This is a genomic window from Sanguibacter suarezii NBRC 16159 (genome assembly GCF_001552735.1).
Classification (GTDB): domain Bacteria; phylum Actinomycetota; class Actinomycetes; order Actinomycetales; family Cellulomonadaceae; genus Sanguibacter; species Sanguibacter suarezii.
Window position 1 is genome coordinate 1 of sequence record NZ_BCRT01000016.1, and the last position, 19,483, is coordinate 19,483.

At 72.6% G+C, this 19,483-nt stretch carries 13 protein-coding genes; 11 read left to right on the plus strand and 2 right to left on the minus strand.

What is annotated here, in order from left to right:
• Positions 1-55 precede the first annotated feature (55 nt).
• Genes SS2_RS10705 through SS2_RS10750 form a run of 11 tightly spaced genes read left to right on the plus strand, consistent with a single transcriptional unit; the run spans position 56 to position 10,723 of the window.
• Positions 56-535 (plus strand): phage tail protein, encoded by a 480-nt coding sequence (locus SS2_RS10705; protein WP_066463910.1) that lies wholly within the window; start codon positions 56-58, stop codon positions 533-535.
• The gene (locus SS2_RS10710; protein WP_066463912.1) at positions 532-1,077 is read left to right on the plus strand and encodes a hypothetical protein; all 546 of its coding nucleotides are present in this window, start codon (positions 532-534) and stop codon (positions 1,075-1,077) included. Before SS2_RS10705 ends, SS2_RS10710 begins: the two co-directional genes overlap by 4 nt.
• 4 nt (positions 1,078-1,081) lie before the next feature.
• Entirely contained in the window at positions 1,082-1,255 is a 174-nt protein-coding gene (locus SS2_RS17620) for a DUF6760 family protein (protein ID WP_169796295.1), read from the plus strand.
• Positions 1,242-1,715 carry a phage tail protein gene (locus SS2_RS10715; RefSeq protein ID WP_066463914.1) on the plus strand — a complete coding sequence of 158 codons (474 nt, stop codon included), beginning with the start codon at positions 1,242-1,244 and terminating at the stop codon, positions 1,713-1,715. The genes SS2_RS17620 and SS2_RS10715 overlap by 14 nt, the downstream gene beginning before the upstream one ends.
• Positions 1,712-4,873 (plus strand): hypothetical protein, encoded by a 3,162-nt coding sequence (locus tag SS2_RS10720; protein WP_066463916.1) that lies wholly within the window; start codon positions 1,712-1,714, stop codon positions 4,871-4,873. The genes SS2_RS10715 and SS2_RS10720 overlap by 4 nt, the downstream gene beginning before the upstream one ends.
• A complete protein-coding gene (locus SS2_RS10725; RefSeq protein WP_066463917.1) occupies positions 4,873-5,535 on the plus strand; it encodes a CIS tube protein in 663 nt (220 codons plus the stop codon). Before SS2_RS10720 ends, SS2_RS10725 begins: the two co-directional genes overlap by 1 nt.
• Entirely contained in the window at positions 5,532-7,319 is a 1,788-nt protein-coding gene (locus SS2_RS10730) for a phage baseplate assembly protein V (protein WP_066463919.1), read from the plus strand. The genes SS2_RS10725 and SS2_RS10730 overlap by 4 nt, the downstream gene beginning before the upstream one ends.
• Positions 7,316-7,738, plus strand: coding sequence for a GPW/gp25 family protein (locus SS2_RS10735; protein ID WP_245643523.1), 423 nt, complete (start codon positions 7,316-7,318; stop codon positions 7,736-7,738). The genes SS2_RS10730 and SS2_RS10735 overlap by 4 nt, the downstream gene beginning before the upstream one ends.
• On the plus strand, positions 7,738-9,687 hold the full coding sequence (locus tag SS2_RS10740; protein ID WP_066463921.1) for a putative baseplate assembly protein: 1,950 nt from the start codon (positions 7,738-7,740) through the stop codon (positions 9,685-9,687). The genes SS2_RS10735 and SS2_RS10740 overlap by 1 nt, the downstream gene beginning before the upstream one ends.
• Before the next feature lie 10 nt (positions 9,688-9,697).
• A complete protein-coding gene (locus tag SS2_RS10745) occupies positions 9,698-10,267 on the plus strand; it encodes a phage tail protein (protein ID WP_066463923.1) in 570 nt (189 codons plus the stop codon).
• Between the two features lie 54 nt (positions 10,268-10,321).
• Positions 10,322-10,723: a hypothetical protein gene (locus SS2_RS10750; protein ID WP_157607304.1), complete on the plus strand. Its 402-nt coding sequence runs from the start codon at positions 10,322-10,324 to the stop codon at positions 10,721-10,723.
• Between the two features lie 51 nt (positions 10,724-10,774).
• Here the strand turns inward: SS2_RS10750 and SS2_RS10755 are convergent, their stop codons facing one another.
• Together SS2_RS10755 and SS2_RS10760 are read right to left on the minus strand one after the other, a co-directional pair.
• Positions 10,775-16,918 carry a carboxypeptidase regulatory-like domain-containing protein gene (locus tag SS2_RS10755; RefSeq protein ID WP_066463928.1) on the minus strand — a complete coding sequence of 2,048 codons (6,144 nt, stop codon included), beginning with the start codon at positions 16,916-16,918 and terminating at the stop codon, positions 10,775-10,777.
• Positions 16,915-19,479: a carboxypeptidase-like regulatory domain-containing protein gene (locus SS2_RS10760; protein ID WP_169796296.1), complete on the minus strand. Its 2,565-nt coding sequence runs from the start codon at positions 19,477-19,479 to the stop codon at positions 16,915-16,917. Before SS2_RS10760 ends, SS2_RS10755 begins: the two co-directional genes overlap by 4 nt.
• Positions 19,480-19,483 lie beyond the last annotated feature (4 nt).

The window sequence follows — 19,483 nt, forward strand, 5'->3', positions numbered from 1 at the left end:
GGGCGCCGCCAGGCGCCCGCACGTCCCGTCCTCGCACCGACCCTAGGAGTCCCCCGTGGCAACAGGCCTTTTCACCAACGACCCGATCATCGCGCAGAACTTCTTCCTCGAGATCGACGGCGCCGTCATCTCCTCGCTCATGTCCGTCTCCGGCCTGGACATCGAGGTGACCGTCTCTACCTCGAAGCAGTCCGGCACCGGTGGCGCGCAGGAAGAGATCAAGAGCCTGGGAGCGACCACCGCCGCTCCCGAGCTCAACCTCACCCGCGTGGCCCCGCTCGACTCGCCGTCGGACAAGATGTGGATGTGGTTCAACGACATCCGCGGCACCGGCCTGGTGGCCACCGACCGCGCCGGCGGCCGCAAGAACGGCTCGATCGTGCTCTACGACTCCTCCCGCAAGGAGGTCGCACGGTTCAACTTCTTCAACTCCTGGCCGTCCAAGATCTCGACCGACCAGCTCAGCGTGGACTCCACCGAGGTCGTCAAGGAGACCATCACCCTGCAGTGCGAACGTCTTGAGCGGGTCAAGTGACCCTGCAGACCACGTACGCGTTCACGCTGCCGCGCGGGTACGTCGACCCGCGCGGCGTGCTGCACCGCGAGGGGGTCATGCGGCTCGCGACGGCTCGCGACGAGCTGGAGCCGCTGCGTGACCCGTCGGTGGACGGTCCCGAGGACCCCCGCCTGACAGTGGTGATCCTCGCCCGCGTCGTGGTGAGCCTGGGTGACCTCGAGCTCGTGACGACCAACGAGATCGAGAACCTCTTCGCCGCGGACCTGGCGTTCCTGCAGGACTTCTACGGAGTGATCAACTTCGGCAGCCAGGCGGAGTACGAGGAGCTTCTCGCCTCTCAGCGCGAGGCGCTCGCTCCCCCGGTCCCCGTGGCGCCCGCCGCCGCGGTGGCCGAGTCAGCTGCGCCCGCGTCGTCGGCGACGTCGGCGGGGTCGGCGGGGTCCGCGGCGGGTGGACCCGACGCCGAGGTGGCTCCCGAGCGCACGCTGGGCGCGGTCACCTCCTCGGTGACCTACGCACGTCGCACGGTGGCCGACGAGATCCCGTCGGACGCCCGCTAGGCCGATGCTTCGTTATCCCGCGGAGGCGCTGTGGCAGGAGATCGCCTATCTCGCGTACCACCTGCACTGGCCGCTCGACGACCTCATGGACCTCGAGCACCTCGACAGGGTCCGCATGATCCGTGCGGTCTCCTCCTTGAACGACCGTGCCTGGGAGGCCGTCCGTGAAACCATCTGACAGCGAAGCCCTCGGCGGTGAGCCGGGCAACACCTCGTGGTTCCTCTTCGAGGTGGACGGGGTGCCGATCGGCACGTTCCGTGAGGTCACGGGCCTGCAGCTCGCGGTGACCGTCGAGGAGTACGTCGAGGGCGGCCAGAACGGCTACGTCCACAAGCTGCCCGGGGTGCTGACCTGGCCCAACCTCGTCTTCACCCGGGGGCTCGTGGAGTCTGACGCCCTGTTCACCTGGGTGACAAACTCCTCGGGCGAGAACTTCGCGGCCAACGGCAACACGCTGACCAAATCGACCGGGGCGATCACCGCGCTCACCTTCACCGGTGAGCGGATGCGCGCCTGGGAGTTCGACGGCGTCTTTGCTGTCGGCTGGCAGGGGCCGTCCTTCAGCGTCGACTCCGAGACCCAGCTCACCGAGCGGCTCGAGGTCGCCCACAACGGCTTCCGGTCGAAGACGTCATGACGGGCGCTGACCTGCCGACCGGTGCCCAGCTCCGGGCCGGCGAGGTGGCGACGGCGGAGCCTGCGGGCGCTGCGACGTCGGATGCTGCCTCGTCGGGCGCTGCGCCTGCGTCGCTGACGCTGCCGTCCTCCTTCCACGCGCGGTTCCGTGCTGGCTTCGTGGGCCGCCTCGCGGCCGACTCGACGGTGTTCGTGCGCGCCAACGCGCAGTCCGGGCAGCTGCGGCGGCTCGTCACCGGACCCCTGCACCAGATGGGCACCGCTCAGCCGGTGACCGCGGTGACGGCGGGGACCGTGGGAACCCCGCGGTGGTGGCACCCCTCCTTGCGCACCCCTGCCACCGGGCACCCGGGCGCCGAGCTGGCGGCTGGGACGGGGCCGGCGTCGTCGGCCGCTGCGCCGTCGGTTGCCGCCCCGTCGGTTGCCGCTACTGCGACCACCGGCGCCAGCCGGCCCGGTGTCCGCCGCGCTCCGGGGCGGCCGGCCTTGCCGAGCCGTGCGGACCTCACCGCCCCGGTCCCGCCGCGCGGGCTGGAGCGGGTGGTACGACGCGTCCCGGACGAGAAGACCTGGACGCCGGGATCCTTCTCCCAGTCCGCCGCACCCAAGGCCATCCCCATGCGCCTGCCGCCTGAGGTGCGTGCAGCCGGGGCCATGCTCACCCCGCAGGACCGCCGACGCCGGTCGTCAGCACCGGCGGCGTCGGTGTCGGCGTCGGCGTCGGCGTCGGCCGGGTCGACCGCGCCGGGGAACTCTCCGAGAGTCAGCACCACGCCCACCTCTGCGGGGACTGGTGCGGCGGCTGACTCTCGAGCACACTCACGTCCTGTCCCCGCATCCGGGCAGCCAGGCGGCGTGCGCCGGTGGATCCGCCGTCGTGCGCTGGCCGCGCGGATCGTGGCAGCGCGGTCCGAGGCTTCCGCGCACGCCGCGGCGTCGGCCCGTCCGGCCGGTCCTGCTGGCTCGGCCGTCTCGATCGGCTCGACCACCTCCGCCGCCGCCCGCGGCCGGGCAACCGGCTCGGCAGACTCCGCACCCCGACCGCTCCGTCGCGCCGTGGGCGCCGGCGACGGGCTGCTGGACCGTCACCGACGCACCGCGAGCGCCGGACAGACGCGACCGGTCACGACGCCGGCGGGCACGGTGGGCACGGCGGGTCTAGGCCCCCCCGACCACGCTCCGCTGTCCGGCCGGCCCCTGGCCACCTCGACCGGAGCCGGGTTGGCCGACGCGCGATCCGGCGCCGAGACCACGCACCGCTCGGTCCGCCCGCAGGTGGCGGGCGTCCGCAGGTCCATGACCGTCGGATCGATCGCGCGCGGCACAGCGTTGACCGCTGTGGGTCACCTCCAGGTGCCCGCACGCGCCGGGGCCCGGCTCGCCGTCCCGGCCGGCCCCTCACGAGTCACCTCGTCGACCTCGCCGTCGACGTCGTCGCTGCCCGCGTCTGCAGCGGCCCCAGGCTCGCGCGCGCAGTCGTCGGCGGTCCCCGTCGCAGCGTCCGTGCCTCAGGCGGGCCAGCACGTCGTCGGGCAGCACGTCACGCCGTCAGTGGCGCTGGATGCTGGCGCCCGCGGCTCGCGGCCGCTGCAGGCCGTGCCGGGCGGTCAGGTCGCGCCGGTCGCGGTTGGACGATCCGTCGCGGCGTACTCCTTGGGATCGCCTGTGGGGCTGCGCCGGATGATGGGTTCAGGCACCCGGGTGACCGGGCGGGCGCTCTCGGCGGGGGCGACCGTCACGGGACCGGGGGCGGGCGCCGCGGCGTCGGCCGGTCGCGCGAGCCTCCAGCTCGACGCCCACGCGCGGGCTACCGGATCGCGGCGTGCCGCGACCGGGGTGGACTCCTCCGGCGGCTCGTCGCCGAGCGCCACCGGCGCGACCGGCGCCGCACCGTCTGGCGCCCCGCGCAGCGCGGGCATGCTGCGCCGTGCGCTCGCCGTGGCACCTGGGACACCGTCCGCTCACCGCGCCGCGCCGGGGGGCGGCGCAGGTCACCGGCGCGCCACCGTCCGTCCGAGCGGGGCAGCCCACTCCCCTGACGCGCCCCTGCGGTCAGCCACGTCGCCGGGCTCTGCCCAGGCCCAGCGCCACCCCCAGGCGCAGCGTCATCCCCAGTCTGAGCCCGGCCACGCTCAGTCAGCAGCCCACCTGGACTCCGCCACCCGCCCGATCGCCCAGTCCCCGCGGCGCGGGTGGGCCCGCCCGAGCGGCGGGCCTCCCAGCGGGCAGGACGCGGAAGACCTCGGGTCGCTCAGCGCCTTCCGCCCGGCCCAGCCGGTCGTCGCCGCGCGCGCGGGTGCCCCCGGACAGGTGCGCCGGCTCTGGCAGCCTGCTCGTCTGTCGGCGCAGGCCGATGGCCGGTTCACCCCACCGCGCACAGCACTGGGCACAGCACCGGGCACAGCACCGGGCGCCGCCTCGGCTGCGCCGAACCGTCCTGCGTCGAACCATCCGGCGCCGAACCGTCCAGCGCCAGGGTCAGGCTCGGGCGCTCCGCGTATCCCAGGCGTGCCGGCCTCAGCGACCTCGCCATGGCTGGGCGCTGCCCCCTCGCGCCCCGCCGGCACCGCCGGCACCGCCGGCACCACCGGCACCGCCGTCGACCGGCTCGCCGGACCGCGCTCCACCCCGGCAGGGTCAGCGGCGGGATCGGCGGGACCAGATAGTCAGTCAGCGGTCAGATGGGCCTCCGTCCGTCCATCCCCAGGCAGCCACCGCGGCAGCGCGGCGCCGGTCTCGGCTCCGGCCGGCCCGCCGATGCCGGCCGTCGCGACGGGCGGTGACCACGCAGCCCAGCTGGGTGTCCTCAGCAGGATCACCGGCCGCACGCTGGGCCCACCTCGCGCCCTCGACCTACCCCAAGGACTCCCGATGATCGACGCATCCAGCCTGCACGGTCCCGGCAGCAGCACCCGCGCTGCCCACCCGGCCTCCGGACCGGCTCTCGCCGCCGGACCGGTGTCCCGTCACGCGACCACCCCCGCCCAGCTCACCGAGCTCGAGCAGCACGTGCTCGACCACCTCGACGCCCGGATCACCGCCCGCCTCGACGACGAGCTGACCCAGATCATCGAGGACCGAGTCATCCGACGCGTCGAGGACCGGCTCCTGGACGAGCTGACCCGCCGCGCCTCTTCTGCCACCCCTGGAGTGTTCTGATGTCCGCACCTGAGAAGGCCTCCATCGAGATCGAGGGTGGCGAGCGGATCCCCTGCCTGTTCAACCCGTCGCAGCTGAGCATCAGCCGCAGCAACCGGTGGACCGGGGACTCGATGCCGGGCCGCGGCGTACCCAAGCTGCGCTACTCCGGAGCCCGCCCGGGCACGCTGAGCGTCGACCTGTTCTTCGACACCACCCACTCCGGCGCCTCGGTCACCGACCACACGAACAAGATCCTGGCGATCATGGAGATCGACACGTCGCTGCCCGGGTCCAACGAGGCGACCAACAACGCCCGTCCCCCCTACGTCACCTTCCACTGGGGCGACCTGCACTCCTTCAAGGCGGTCATCTCTGACCTGACGCTGACCTACACCTACTTCTCCACCACCGGTGTCCCGTTGCGCGCCTCCCTCGCTCTGCTGCTGCACCAGTACGAGCCGGCCAACAGCTACGGGGCGCAGAACCCGACGTCGGGCACGCCCAACCCGCACCAGGTCCACCGGGTGCAGGCCGGGGAGACCCTCGACCGGATCGCTGCGCGGTACTACGGGGACGCCACCCGCTGGCGCACCCTGGCCGGCGCCAACACGATCGCGGACCCGCTCGCCCTGCGGCCTGGGTCGCTGCTGTCCATCCCTCGGCTCGAGGACCTGACATGAGCGTCACCTCGACCGGAGTGCACCTCTCCCCAACCGTGAGCGTCAACGGCACCCCGCTCGCCGTCCCTGCGATGGCGATGCTCGTCGAGCTGCGCACCGACCGCGCGGTGCGCACCGTGGGGCGCTGCACGCTGCGCTTCGCCGACCCCTCCTACGAGCTGGCCGAGTCCGGCCGGCTGGCCATCGGGGCCTCGGTCGACGTCCGCGCCCAGCGCGACACCCGCGGGGCGACCACCACGCAGGTCTTCTGCGGTGAGGTCACCGGCCTGGCGCTGGTCACCAGCCCCGGCAGTCGGCCCGAGCTCGTCGTCACGGTCGAGGAGCTCGCCCACCGCCTCGGCCGCGACAGCCACGTCACGACCTACGCCAAGTCCAGCTATCTCGACATCCTGCGCAAGCTCCCGGCTGCCGCGGGCCTGACCGCCTCGGTCTCCGGAGCGTCCGGGGCGCCGCACGAGTACGTGCTCCAGACCGACACCGACCTCGCCCTCATCAACGACCTGACCGCCCGCACCGGGCTGGACTGGATCGTCACCGACAAGACCTTCACCACCTGGGACCCGGCCACCGGCCACCCCCAGGCGGGACGCCCCGTCCCGCTCACCCTCGGGGAGGACATCGACGACTTCGCGGTGCAGGTGACCTCAGCGGCACCGACCACGGTCGAGGTCCGCGGCTTCGACGTGCGCACCTTCCGCGAGGTCGTCGGAACTCAGAAGAGCCGGAGCGCGCCCTCCGGGGCTCCCGCGCTTGCCAGGTCCTCCCGGTCCATGACCTCGAGCGTGCTGGACATCTCCGGCTACCCCTCCTCGAGCACCGAAGCCTCCGAGCTGGCCGCGGCCCGCCTCAACTCCCAGGGCAACACGACCGCCCGCGGCCGCTTGCAGATCCACCCGGATATCACCCCGGGCGGGCGCATCACGCTGTCCGACGCCGGCCCGGCGTCGGGCGAGTACTACGTCCGGGAGGTCTCCCACACGTACTCCGCACGCGGCTTCTACACCGAGCTCGTCGCCGGTGACAGCCCTCGGGCGACGTTGCGGTCGGTGCTGGGGTCCGCCGGCGGGCCGAGCACCGCGAGCTTCATCCGCCAGGGCACGGTCGTCGGCGTGGTCACCAACATCACCGACCCGGAGAAGCTCGGCCGGGTCAAGGTGAAGTTCCCCGTCCTCGGGGACGCGATCGAGTCTGACTGGGCCCGGGTGACGTCTGTGGGCGGCGGTCCGGCCCGCGGTCTGGTGGCCACACCCGAGGTCAACGACGAGGTGCTGGTGACCTTCGAGAACGGTGACATGCGCCGCCCGCTCGTCATCGGCGGACTGCACAACGGCAAGAACACCCCGTCCTCCCGCTCGGTGGTGAGCTCGGACGGCAAGGTCGAGACCCGGTCGCTGTCCTCCCGGCTGGGCCACGTCGTCGAGCTCTCCGACGGCGCGGGCGACGACAAGCAGTACGTCCTGCTCGCCCTCGCCGGGCACCAGCACAAGCTCCACGTGGGCAAGGACCGCGCCGACCTCGTCGTACCTGCCGACGTCCCCCTGACCATCTCCGCGGGGACGTCGACGATCAGCTTCGACGGGTCGGGCAAGATCACCCTGAAAGGCACCGAGATCATCATCGACGCAGACACCAAGATCTCCCTCAAGGCACCCACCATCGACGTGGCCGCCAGCAACAAGGTCGCCGTGACCGCCGCGGCCCAGGCCGAGCTGTCCGGGGCGAAGGTGGCCGTCAAGGGCTCCGCGATGACCGAGATCACCGGTGGGATGGTGACGATCAATTGACCGTCCAGAGCTCCTCGGAGATCCCGTCCTTCATCGGCCGCGGCTTCAGCTGGCCGATGACCGTGGACCACACCGGCTCGATCGCCCTGACCAACGGCGCGCAGGACCTCGACCACTCCATCCACGTCGTGCTGCTCACCGCCCCCGGTGAGCGCCTCATGCGGCCCCAGTTCGGCTGCCGGATCTGGGACCTGCTGTTCGAGCCGGTCAACGCGAACCTGCTGGGTCTGATCTCCCAGGCGGTCCGCGACGCCCTGGCCCAGTGGGAGCCGCGGATCGCCGTCGAGGACGTGCGTCCCGTCCAGGACGCCACCGACTCGTCGCTGGTCCGCATCGAGATCACCTACCGGGTCAAGGCGACCAACGACCGCCGCAACCTGGTGTACCCCTTCTATGTCATCCCCCGCGAGGACTCCTGATGCCCATCCCAGCACCGCACCTTGACGACCGGTCCTTCCAGGACATCGTCGACGAGACCAAGCGGCTGATCCCCCGGTTCACCCCCGAGTGGACCAACCACAACGTCTCCGACCCCGGCGTCGCGCTCATCGAGCTCTTCGCGTGGATGAGCGAGATGGTGCTCTTCCGCGTCAACCAGGTCCCCGAGCGGCTCTACGTCCACTTCCTCAACCTCGTGGGGATCGAGCAGTTCCCCCCGTCGGTGGCCCACACCGCGCTGACGTTCTGGTTGTCGGGGCCGGCGACCAGCCCGGTCGTGGTGCCCGCCGGCACCGAGGTGTCGACCTTCGCAGCCGTCGAGGGCACCGGGGTCGTGTTCACCACCACGGCCGAGGCAGTCGTGGTCCCCCCGGTCCTGACGATGGTGCACACCGCGCAGGCCGGCTCGGAGGCCGTGACCGATGGCTGGGAGGCGCTGACCTACCCGGGCACGTCACTGACCTGCTTCACCTCACCCGGCCTCGCCGAGAACGACGCCGCGTACCTCGGCTTCGCGACGTCGCTGGCCAACCTCGCGATCACGCTCACCGTCCGCGCTCACGCCGAGGGCATCGGCGTCGACCCGCGCAATCCTCCTCTGCTGTGGGAGGTGTGGTCCGGGGAGGCGTGGATCCCGGCGCGGGTCCAGTCCGACTCGACCGGCGGTCTCAACCGCGACGGCACCGTCGTGCTGCTCGTCCCCGATCGGCACGAGGTGCTCACCCTCGGTGGCCGTCCCGGGTTCTGGTTGCGCGCTCGCCTCACCCGCCCGCTGCCCGGGCAGCCTACCTATCAGGCCTCCCCGCAGATCGAGGAGCTCGCCGTGACCGCGGTGGGCGTCACCGTCCCGGCCGAGCACGCCGCCGCAGCGGCCGCGGAGATCATCGGCCGGTCGACCGGTGTACCCAGTCAGACCTTCTCGGTGACCCACACCCCCGTCGCGAGGCGCCGCGGCGAGGAGGCCGTCCGCGTCACCACCCACGACCAGTCCAGCGCGTGGACCGAGGTCCCCGACTTCTCCGCCTCCGGCCCGCTGGACCGCCATGTCGTGTGGGACTCCATCTCCGGGGAGGTGAGCTTTGGCCCGAGCGTCCGCTACCCCGACGGCACGGTGGTCCAGCACGGCGCCATCCCGCCCGACGGCGCACAGATCCAGGTCACCAGCTACCGCTACGGCGGTGGTGCGGTCGGCAACGTCGGCGCGCACACCCTCACCGTGCTGCGGTCCAGCGTCCCCTTCGTCGCCTCGGTGACCAACCTCGCCGCCGCGAGCGGCGGCGTGGACGCCGAGAGCGTCGAGGAGGCCAAGGTCCGCGGTCCGCTGACGCTGCGCACCGGTGAGCGTGCGGTCACCGCGGGCGACTACGAGCGGATCACCCGCGAGGCCTCGGTCGAGGTCGCGCGGGCGGCGTGCCTGCCGCGGTCCGGCGGTGCGCCCGGTGCGGTGCGGGTGCTCGTCGTCCCGCAGGTCCGCAAGGACCCCCGCGACCACATCATCGACGACTTCGCGCTGTCGACGCCGCTCGTCGCCTCGATCACCGAGGCGCTCGAGGCGCGCCGGCTGGTGGGGGCTGCGATCGAGGTCGGCACCCCGTTCTACCAGGGCGTGAGCGTGGCGGTGCTGCTGCACGCGCTGCCTGGCCGGTCCGCGCCCCTCATCCGCCAGCGGGTGCTCGAGGCGATCACCCGGTACGTCAACCCGCTCTTCGGCGGTCCCGACGGCACCGGTTGGCAGTTCGACACCGACCTCACGGCCGCGGCGATCGCCCAGCTCGTCGAGCCCATCGAGGGCATCGAACGGATCGACGAGGTGGTGCTCTTCGACTACGACCTGCGCAACGGCGCTCGCATAGGCGCCGGCCGCGACACCCTGCGCCTGTCCGACGACGCCCTGTTCCTGTCCGCGGACCACCGCGTCGTGGTCCGGTGATCGGCCCGTCATGAGACGTTCCGACTGGCTGGTCGACCAGCTGCCGCCCGCGATGCTCCAGGAGAGCTTCTTCCGGCGGTTCATCGAGATGTTCCAGGCCCAGGCCGACACCCTCATGGCCCACGCCGACAACCTCGCGCACCTGCCCGACCCACGCATCACCCCGCCACCGATGCTGCCCTGGCTGGCCAGCTGGATCGGCCTGGAGTCGGTCGACGGCGCGGGCAGCACCGAGCTGCAGCGGGTGGTGCTGAGCACCGCCTCACGCACCCTCGCCTGGCGCGGGACGCCCTTCGGCCTGTGGACCATGCTCGAGCTGTTCAGCGGCGGCCCGGCGGTGATCGAGGAAGGTGGCGGCGTGTGGCGTGACGGAGAGAGCCCCGTGGACACCGCGTGGGTCATCATGCGCGTCGCCTCGACCGGCAACCTCTCCGAGCGGGCCTTCGCGCACCTCATCGCAGACGAGGTCCCCGCTCATGTCCGCAGCGAGCTCTGGGTGGGCGACAAGCTCATCTGGCCCCGCCCAGCCGCAGACGCCATCAGCCACCTCGCCGTCCCCCACGCGCCCCCGGAGACCTGAGCCATGCCGTACACGAGCGTGACGTGCCCCGAGTGTGGCACGCACAGCGACATCATGAGCGGACGACGCGACGCCGGTGACTTCTGCCGGTCCTGCGACTTCCCGCTGTTCTGGTCGAGCACCGCCATCGCGGTGCGGGCAGCGGACGACGAGTCCGACGACGCCCTGCGCCGTCTGCCCGGGACGTCCGGGAAGGGGGCCAGCTACTCCGTGCCGTGCCCGACCTGCGGTGAGCTCAACCTGCCGACCGCGTGGGTCTGCCTGCGGTGCGCCGGGTCGATGACCCCGCCGCCTCCCCCTGCACCGGCTCCCGTCCCGCAGCCGGTGCCCGTGCCGGCTCCGGAGCCGGTCGCCCCGGTCGTGGAGGAGGCCCCCGGCTTCCGCTGGTGGGTGCTGGTCGCCGCGGCCTTCGCGCTGACCACCTTCACGGTCGTGGTGCTGCAGCTGGCTCGCTGACTGCACCACCCCCGCCGACGCCGCCGGCCCGTGACCACTCTGAGGGGGTGGTCACGGGTCGGTCGGGGTCGGCGGCGGCGCGCTCACCGTGAAGGGTGCCACCGATGCAGTGGACACGGCGTAGTCGCCGTCCGAGGGCGTGAAGGTCGCCACGAACCGCGGGTACGTCCCGGCCGGCAGGGACACGGTGCACGAGGTCTGACCGGAGGTGACCACGGAGGTGCACCCCTCCGCCGCGCCCGGCGCGGCGAAGGTCATCGACCCGGCCCCTGCCCCGCCCGGGCTGACGGTGGCGGTGAAGGTCACCGTCTCCACGCCCGGGACGGCCACCGCGGAGGTGATGGAGGTCTCGCGCAGGGCGATCGTCACCGTCACCGGAAGGCTGTTCGACGGGAGGACCTCAGCCGACCCGGAGCTGGCGGGCGCGCCGTCGTACCGAGCCGACAGGCTCACCGCGCCGGTGGCCATCGCCCGGGTGATCGTCACGTCCTGGCGAGCCAGCCCGGCGCTGTTCACAGTGGCGGGGCCATAGGTCTGCCCTCCCAGGGTGAAGGTGACCTGCCCTCGGGTCACTGCTGCGGTCCCGGCCCGGACGGTCGCCGTCAGCGTCGCGGTGTCCCCGACCCGCACCGTCCCCGTCGGCCCCGTCACGACCGTGGTCGGGGTGATGGGCGGCAGGCTGAGGGCGAAGGAGGCCACCACCTCACGCTGGTCTGGGGTGATGGTCAGCGTCGAGGGGGCCACCGTCCACCCGGCGGACGGCGCCGGGGTCACCGTGTACGACCCGGCGAGCAGCGACACGGTGCGGGAGCCGGAGCCGACCGGGACAACGACCACCACAGGGGTGATCGCGGTCGAGGCCCCCGAGACGGTGCCGGTGATGGTGGCCTCCAGGGTCGTCCCCGTTCCGGCGGGACCGGTCCCTGACAGCGTGACCGAGACCTCGGTGGCCGTGAGGCTCACCGTGACCGGCGCGGCGCCGTCATCGGTGACCGCCGCGGACATGGTCCACGGGTGCCCGGCTGCGCCGGTGACGGTCGCGGTCCAGGCGCCGGTGGGCACCTGGTTGAAGACGGTCGTGTAGGTGTGCCCCGTGCTGCGCACCAGCGGCTGGGCAGCCAGCGAGGCGGGGTCTGACGCCCCCGGAGCGGTCGACAGCCCGACGAGGGTGCCGGTGAGGTCGGAGCCAGAGCCGGACGTCACCGTCACGGTGACCTGCCGCGTCACCGGGAACATGATGAGGTCGAGCACCGCGACCTGTCCGGCCCGGACCGTGAGGGTCCTGGCCACCGTCTCGTACCCGGCCATGGACGAGGTCACGGTGTAGGTCCCGTCCGGGATCTCGTCGAAGTCGAACACGCCGTCGGCCGCGGTCGCGGGCAGCGTCGTGACCACCGCGCCGGTGGACGTGTCCGTCAGGGTGACCTCGGCGCCCGTCAGGGCGACCGGCGCGCCGGCCCCGCTCTGGCGCAGGACCGTACCGCGCACCGTGTTCGTCATACTCACGAGCGGGACGGTGACCACCCAGGGGTCTTGCCCCAGCACCGGGTTCACCACGAGGGAGAGCCGGGAGTGCCCCTGGTCGACTCCGTTGATCTCCAGGGTCGACTGGACCGGCATCACGTCGAGGAAGAGGTACTCCCCCGTCTGCAAGGGCGGGCACCCCGGCCGGGTGGAGCCGTGGGTGCACGGCTGGGCGCCGGCCTGCACCCCAGGGTTGCTCAGCTGCACGGACAGGCCGTCGATCCCTTCGCCGCTCTCGAGGGACTTCACCACCGTGACCTTGAGGTCCACCGGCTCCAGCGTCAGCTCGATGTTCTGAGGCGTGGGCCCGCCCATCGTCACCGTGACGGCGGGCAGGGTGACGTCGCCGTAGCCCAGCAAGGAGGCGGTGACCTGCCAGGTGCCGGCGCGCAGTCCCTGCTGCGCCAGGGATCCGGCCAGCTGGTAGCGGCCCAAAGCGTCGCTGACTGTCGTGAACGAGGCCTCCCCGGGTGCCACGTCCGGTCCGGTCCGCGTCGCGGTGATCCGCACGCCCGCCACGTGCTGCCTCGCGTTGCCCACCAGCGCGCTCACGGTCCCGGTGATCGACCCGTACTGCTGCAGGAGCACCACCGCCGGCTGGGTGATCGCCGACTGTCCTGCGGTCACCGTGATGTCCTTCTCGACGGCGACGAACCCCGCAGCCTGGACGCTGACCCGGTAGGTCCCCGAGGGGATCTCGCCGAAGTCCACATAGTTCTGGCCTGGGGCGGCGGTCTCGGTGCGCTGCCCGGAGCTGCTGCGCAACGTCACGACGGGGTTCGCCACCTCGGTGCAGGTGGCCGTGCTCGTCTCGTCGCAGGTGGAGGTGAAGGTCGCGACCCGCAGGTCGCCGAACCGCTTGAGCTCGAAGGGGACGGCGGACGACGTCGTGTCGCCGGGGAGGATCGTGAAGGTCTGGTCCACCGGGTCGAAGCCGGCCCGGCTCGCCCGGACCGTGTAGGTGCCCGGCCGGAGCAGCCGGGCTCCGGCGGGTCCGCTGGCATCGGTGGGCTGGGTCATGTCTGACCACACCAGGGTCCCGCGGACCGCGGTCGGTGTGGACGCGTCCACCGCAGAGATGGACACGGCGCCGGAGCCCGGCGGGCGGGTGAGCACCTCGAAGGTCACCGTGGACACGATGTCGCCGGCGGGCAGGGGCGCCCCGGTCAGCGCGAGTGTCCCGTGGAAGGGCACTCCCAGCGGCTCGAGCTCGATCTGTGTGGCGGTGCTGGCAACGCCGACGTTCTGGAAGGTCTGGTCCCGGTAGACGGTGCCGCCGTCGACGGACACGTCCACGGAGTCGGTGACCACGGGCAGGTATCCGGCCGCCCGCGGGTCGGTGGACTGGGTCGTGATGTAGCCGTCGGCGTCGCTGGTGACGACCACGCTCCTGCGGCTCGGGGTGGCGCCGACGAAGCCCGTGATGCCGGTGACGGTGGCTTTGACCCGGTCGGCGCCGGTGACCGTGTCCGCCCGGAGCTGGGTGACCAGGCGTCCTTGGAAGGCACGCGCCGCGTTGGTCAGGACGAGCTGGTTGGTCAGCTCCTGGTTGTAGCCCAGGACGACGCCGTCGATCCTCCCGTCCAGCTGGACCGGTGACTCGGGCGTCACCGCGGAGGTGACGTCGAAGCGGTACCGGCCCGGTGGGAGCTTGGTGAACTGCACCAGCCCCTGGGCGTTGGCCGTCAGCTGTCCCTGGTCCTCGTCCGGCTCGCCGTCGACGAGCAGGTACGGGGTCACGGTGGCCGCCGCTGCCGGGACCACGGTCGACGCCCCTCGGTTGATGAGGGTGGTCACGGAGATGCGCGCCAACCGGTTGAGCACGGCGTCGTAGCGGCGCACGTCACCGGCGGCCAGGGAGAGCACGGTCGGGTCGTCGGTGAAGACGTACTCCGGGTCCCCCGAGACGACGGAGGCCGAGTAGGTCCCGCTCGCCAGGTTGGTGATGGTGTATCCGCCGTTGACCCCGGTCAGGCCGCAACGGGCCGGCGCGTCGACCACGCAGAGCGAGGTGGCGCCCGTGGGGTCGCTCGTCTCGGCGCACGAGGACGTCGGAGCGGTCGCACCGCTCGGCACGACGACGACGCAGGTCCCCTCCGGCACGCTGCCCACGCGGGCGAGCACCGTCCCCGTGAGGGAGGGAGAGGGGAACAGGGCGACCTGCCCGGCGGTCACGGTGGTGTCCATCGGGACGCTCACGCGGATGCTGGACGGCTCGTACCCCGGCGCGGAGACCTCGAGCACATAGAGCCCTGGTAGCAGCCCCTCCTCCTCAGCAGCCGGGATGAGGTACTCGGCGCTCGGGTCGGAGGTGACCGAGACCACCCGCTGGGTGCCGTCGACGTTCTGGGCCGTGAGGGTGGTCGTCACCAGGCACGGTTCGCCGGTGGTCACGCCGGAGCATGTGAGCTGACCGTTGGTGCGCGCGTCGCCCACCCGTCCGCGGATGCGGGAGGTGGAGACCAGGCCGTCGCCCTCCACCTCGGTGAGCACGAGGTCGACGGTCGTGGCGAAGCCTGCGCTGGCGCGCACCGTGGCGTAGCCGGTGAGGTGGCCGAACTGGGCAGCCGAGACGACGTACTCACCGGGGGCGATGCCGTTGAGGCGGAAGGTCCCGTCGCCGGTGACCATCGTCTTGTACGTGTTGGCGCTGTTGTGCAGGGTGACTCCGGCGCTGGTGAGCGCGTGCCCGGCGGTGTCGGTGACCCGGCCCTGGACGGCGCCGCTGGCTGAGCGCATCGCGACTGCGACCGGGGTCGCGGAGGTCGCGTCGTCGAGGGCGAGCTGGAGCGTCTGGGTCGCGTAGCCGTCCGCCTCGACGGTGATCTCGTAGCTGCCCGGGATGGGCAGGTCGACCAGCGTGAAGGAGCCGACCATGCCGCTCGTCACGGTCGAGGCCGTGCGCGTCGTGGTGCCGTCGCTCGCGGTCACGCGCGCACCCCCGACGCCGGAGGTGAAGCCGAGGGAGTCTGGTCCGGTGACCATGCCGGAGAGGGCGGCCACGCCGCGGTCGAGGCTCATGTCGGCCGCAGCCGTCCCGCCCGCAGGCAACGCCACCAGACGGGACTGCGCGCCGAGGCCGTTGCCCTGGGCGGTGACGAGGTAGGTGCTCGGGGTCGAGAGCCCGTCGACGGACCATGATCCGATCGCACCGGTGGTCGCGGTCGACGTGGTGACGGTCGTCGTGCCGTCGGTGATGACCACGTCCACCCCACCCGCGCCGGCGCCGTCGGGCCCGGTGACCTGACCCGACAGCCTGCCGTCGCCGGCGAGCAGCTCCACGTCGAGGCCAGCGGCGGCCTCCGACCCGGACACCACGTGGCGGACGGTCTGGTAGCCGGGCTTGGAGATCGTCACGAGGTAGGTGAGGTTGGGCGAGAGACCCGCGAAGGCCCACGCGCCGTCGTCGCCGGTCGAGGTGGCCCGGGCGGTGGCGGCCGCGGTCGTGGACTCCAGCGCGACGGCCCGCGCCGCGGTCTTGGTGAGCGGCCCGCCGTCGGGCGAGGGCTCTGTGTCCGCTGCCAGCCGCGCACCGAGCACCGCGTGGGCGGGGACCGGCACCGAGCTGGACACCCCACCGGCACCGCCGCCTCCCCCGGCTCCTGCCCCGGTGGCCGAGGCATCGGCGATGATGCTCGCCGGGGCGATCTGCACGGTGACCCCGGACGGGTCGGTCGCGGTGACCACGCCACCGATCCGGACGGTCGGGTCGGTCGCGGTGTCGGCGTCGTCCCCGGTCGGGCTGCCGGGGCCGGTGCCCTCGCTCGGGTCTCCCGGGTCGCCGTCGGCCGCGCCGCTGCCCGGGTCTGCCGGAGCCCCGGTCGCCTCGGCCGTCGTCTCCTGGGTCGTCATCCGGTCCGTGAGCCAGGGCAGCGCGACCACCAGGCCACCGGCCCACATCGCCATGACCAGCACCAGCGACATGACACGCAAGAACCCTGCGCTGAGCAGCGGCCGAGCGGTGATCGTCCCGGAGAACCGGGCTGGGGCCTGCCTGCCGGCAGCCATGACCGAGAAGCTGCGCCTGCTGAGGTGGCCCATGAGCTGCGGGCGCAGGTTGCGCGCCTGTCCGGTGAGCCGGACGGTCGTGCGGGCGGGCACCACGACCTCCCGCTCGCTGAGCTGCAGCCGTAGTCCTTTCTCCGTGGTCGTGGAGAGCGAGACGTCGACCGGCTCGCCTCCGGTGTTGGAGAGCACGACGGCGACGGTGCGGCGCAGCCGCATCCGCGAGTCGGCAGGCTCGACGGTGAGGAGGACCTGGCTGGGGGCGTCCACTCTGACGCAGGTCTCGACCACCGTCGTCTGCTGGCCAGCGCTCTGCTGACCAGCGCTCTGCTGACCCGCCGCCGGGTCGCCCGCCTCCCCCACCGCGAGCGCCTGGACCACGACGACGAAGGGGTAGTCACCGGGCACAGCGCCGGCGGCCGGGACGAGGGCGGCCTCGGCCGAGACCGTCATGTCCGCCGGCACGTCACGCAGCACCACCGGCTCGGGGGCCCAGCCGTCGTCGAGCCCGATCATGGTGATCGACAGGTCCCGCGGCACGCCGGCGAGGTTGCGCACGTGCACCCGCAGGGTGGCGGGGTGGCCAGGGCTCGCGTGCACACCGTCCTCGATGAGCACGCTCGGCGCACCTGTGCCGTGAAGGGTCGAGGCGATCGGCTCGGTCATGACAAGGACTCCAGGGTGAAGTCGTACGTGGCGGAGTCGCTCTGGGCGATGGTGATCGCCGGCGACGTGGTGAGGGCGGTCGCGCCGGTCGCCGAGCGCACCTCGATGACGTAGTGCGCAGGGGCGTCGACGTCCTGGAAGGCGTACCGGCCGTCGGTCCCGGACCGGGTGACCATGACCGGGGTGGCTGCGGTCCCGTACTGCTCCGCGGTGTACAGCCGCAGCTCGACCCCCGCCGCAGGGTCGGCGGCGAGGCGCACCTGCCCGCTGATCGAGGCGGGCGAGACGAGGTTCGGGGTGAGCTCGACGTGCTGCCCGGCGGCCAGGGTGACGATGGACGACGTCGACCGCGTGCCCTTGCGGGCGAAGGTCACCGTGTAGGTGCCCGGGGGCAGGTTCTCCAGGACGAAGCCACCACGGCTGGTCGCGGGGGTGGAGGCGCTCGTCACGGCGAAGGTCGCCGCTCCTGACGTCGCGGTCACCTGGACGTTGGCCGCCGGTTCGGAGGCCCCGGTCCCGAAGGCGGTCTGGGTCACCGTCCCGGTGATCCGCCCGGTGGCGGTGCGCATGCTCGTGCTGATGCTCGTCACCGCGCCGTTGCCGGTGCTCACGACGCCGTTGGCGTCGATGGTCACCGACGTCACCTGCGACTCCAGGTCCGCCCGGGAGAAGGTCACGGTGTAGATGCTCGGCAGCGGCAGGTTGCTCATCTGCCATTCGCCGGCGGAGCTGCCGGACTGGGTGACGGTCTGCCGGGTGACCGAGCCTCCGGTCACGGTCACCGTCACCCCTGCCGCGGAGGTCCCGGCCGGGGTGGTCACCGTGCCGCCCAGCGTCCCGGCGGAGGTCCCGAGCGGGATCGACAGGCCGGTCAGCTGCTGCCCCTCGCTGAGGTTCACGCTCAGCGTGGCAGGTGCGTAGCCGGCAGCGCTGACCACGACGGTGAAGGTGCCCGGCGTCTGCAGCCCGCGCAGCGTGAAGGAGCCGACGGCGTCCTGGGTCAGGCTCACCGTCTGCGCCACGTTCTGTCCGAAGCTCGCCACCACGGTGGCCCCGGCGACCGGCCCGGAGGCCGAGGTGATGACTCCGGCGATCGAGCCGTCCCCCTCGACGAGGCTGATCTCGATGCCGGTCCGGTCCTCCCCGGCGGCCACGTCCACCCGTTGCACCTGGGTGCTGAACCCCGCCTTGCTCACGACGAGGTCGTAGACCCCGGGTGAGGGCACGACGTCGAGGGCGAAGGTCCCGTCCGCGCCGACCGGTGCGGTCCGCACGATGGCGCCCTGGCCGGGCACCGCGACGCCCGCGCCGACGAGGCCCCCCAGGACCGGGGAGTCGAGCGGGATCTGCAGCTGGACCGTGGCGCCTGCGACGTCGGAGCCCAGCACCGTCCCGGAGATCGTCGCTGGCATGCCTCCGAGCAGCGCGTCGAGCCCGGTGAGCCGTTGCCCGGCGCTCACGGTCAGCACCTGGGCATCGGCGTCGGTCGGTGCGGCCGGGTACCAGACCTCGGAGAACCCCGCGCCGAGCAGCCGGAGCTTGTACGTGCCGGCCGGCAGGTTGGTGATCGAGAACTCCCCCTGCTCGTCCGAGGCGGTCGTGGCGAGGGCGACGGAGGTGTCGGACTCGTCGAAGGCCTCGACCGAGACCCCGGCGATCGGCTCGCCGTCGGCGAGCAGCCGAACGGTGCCGGCCAGCCCCGCCGTCCCGGTGGTGGTCGTCGTGTAGCGCGCCTGGGCCACCTGCAGGGCGAGGTCACGGTCGGCGGCCGAGCGCGCCAGCACGCTGCTCAGCGTGACCGAGATGACCACGGCAAACACCGAGGCGGCGAGCAGCAGCCCGAGCATCGACAGCAGCCCCCGGGCGAAGACCGGCTTCTGGATGAAGACACCGGTGGCGGCAGGGTTGGGCGCTTCGTCGGCGTCGGGCAGCGATGGGTCTGTTGGGTCTGGCGGGTCTGCGGGGCCGCGCACCACGCCGTCGTCGACGAAGACGCCGAAGGGGCGCACCGCGATCGCCCCGAACACCGGTCGCTTGGCCTTCGTGCGGAGCCGTCCGGTGAGCGACTCCCCCGGCGCGAGCCGGAACTGACGGGGGGTGAAGGTGAAGTCGATCTTCTTCTCGTCGTCCACCCCCCGCAGGCCGCCGGTCAAGACGGTGTTGCCGCGGTTCTCGATGACCACGCCGAAGTCGCCGCGCCGCCCGGCCGTCACCGTCGCCGGGTCGAGCCGCAGGCTCAGGCCCGGTTGGTCGGGGACGGTGACCACGATCTCCTCGATGGCCACCCCCTGCTCCGCGGTCAGCTCACGGACCTGGACCACCATCCGTCGCGAGCCCGCGGGCACACCGACCGGCAGGCGCAGGGCGACCCTGACGTCGGCGGAGTCGTCGGGGAACAGGCGCGCGTCAGGACGGTCGAAGGTCACCCACTCCGGGTCGGCGCCCAAGAAGCGGATGGAGTAGCCGGCGATCACCTGGGAGGTGTTGGTGATGGTCACGGTGAGGTAGGTCGGCACCCCGGGGACGACGGAGATGCGGCGGTCGGAGACGGCGATGCGCATCAGG

Excerpts from the sequence above, each read along its gene's own strand:
- SS2_RS10760 (WP_169796296.1), bottom strand. The coding sequence starts at position 19,479 with ATGCGCATCGCCGTCTCCGACCGCCGCATCTCCGTCGTCCCCGGGGTG.
- SS2_RS10730 (WP_066463919.1), top strand. The coding sequence starts at position 5,532 with ATGAGCGTCACCTCGACCGGAGTGCACCTCTCCCCAACCGTGAGCGTC.
- SS2_RS10725 (WP_066463917.1), top strand. The coding sequence starts at position 4,873 with ATGTCCGCACCTGAGAAGGCCTCCATCGAGATCGAGGGTGGCGAGCGG.
- SS2_RS10750 (WP_157607304.1), top strand. The coding sequence starts at position 10,322 with ATGAGCGGACGACGCGACGCCGGTGACTTCTGCCGGTCCTGCGACTTC.
- SS2_RS10755 (WP_066463928.1), bottom strand. The coding sequence starts at position 16,918 with ATGACCGAGCCGATCGCCTCGACCCTTCACGGCACAGGTGCGCCGAGC.
- SS2_RS17620 (WP_169796295.1), top strand. The coding sequence starts at position 1,082 with ATGCTTCGTTATCCCGCGGAGGCGCTGTGGCAGGAGATCGCCTATCTC.
- SS2_RS10745 (WP_066463923.1), top strand. The coding sequence starts at position 9,698 with ATGAGACGTTCCGACTGGCTGGTCGACCAGCTGCCGCCCGCGATGCTC.
- SS2_RS10740 (WP_066463921.1), top strand. The coding sequence starts at position 7,738 with ATGCCCATCCCAGCACCGCACCTTGACGACCGGTCCTTCCAGGACATC.
- SS2_RS10720 (WP_066463916.1), top strand. The coding sequence starts at position 1,712 with ATGACGGGCGCTGACCTGCCGACCGGTGCCCAGCTCCGGGCCGGCGAG.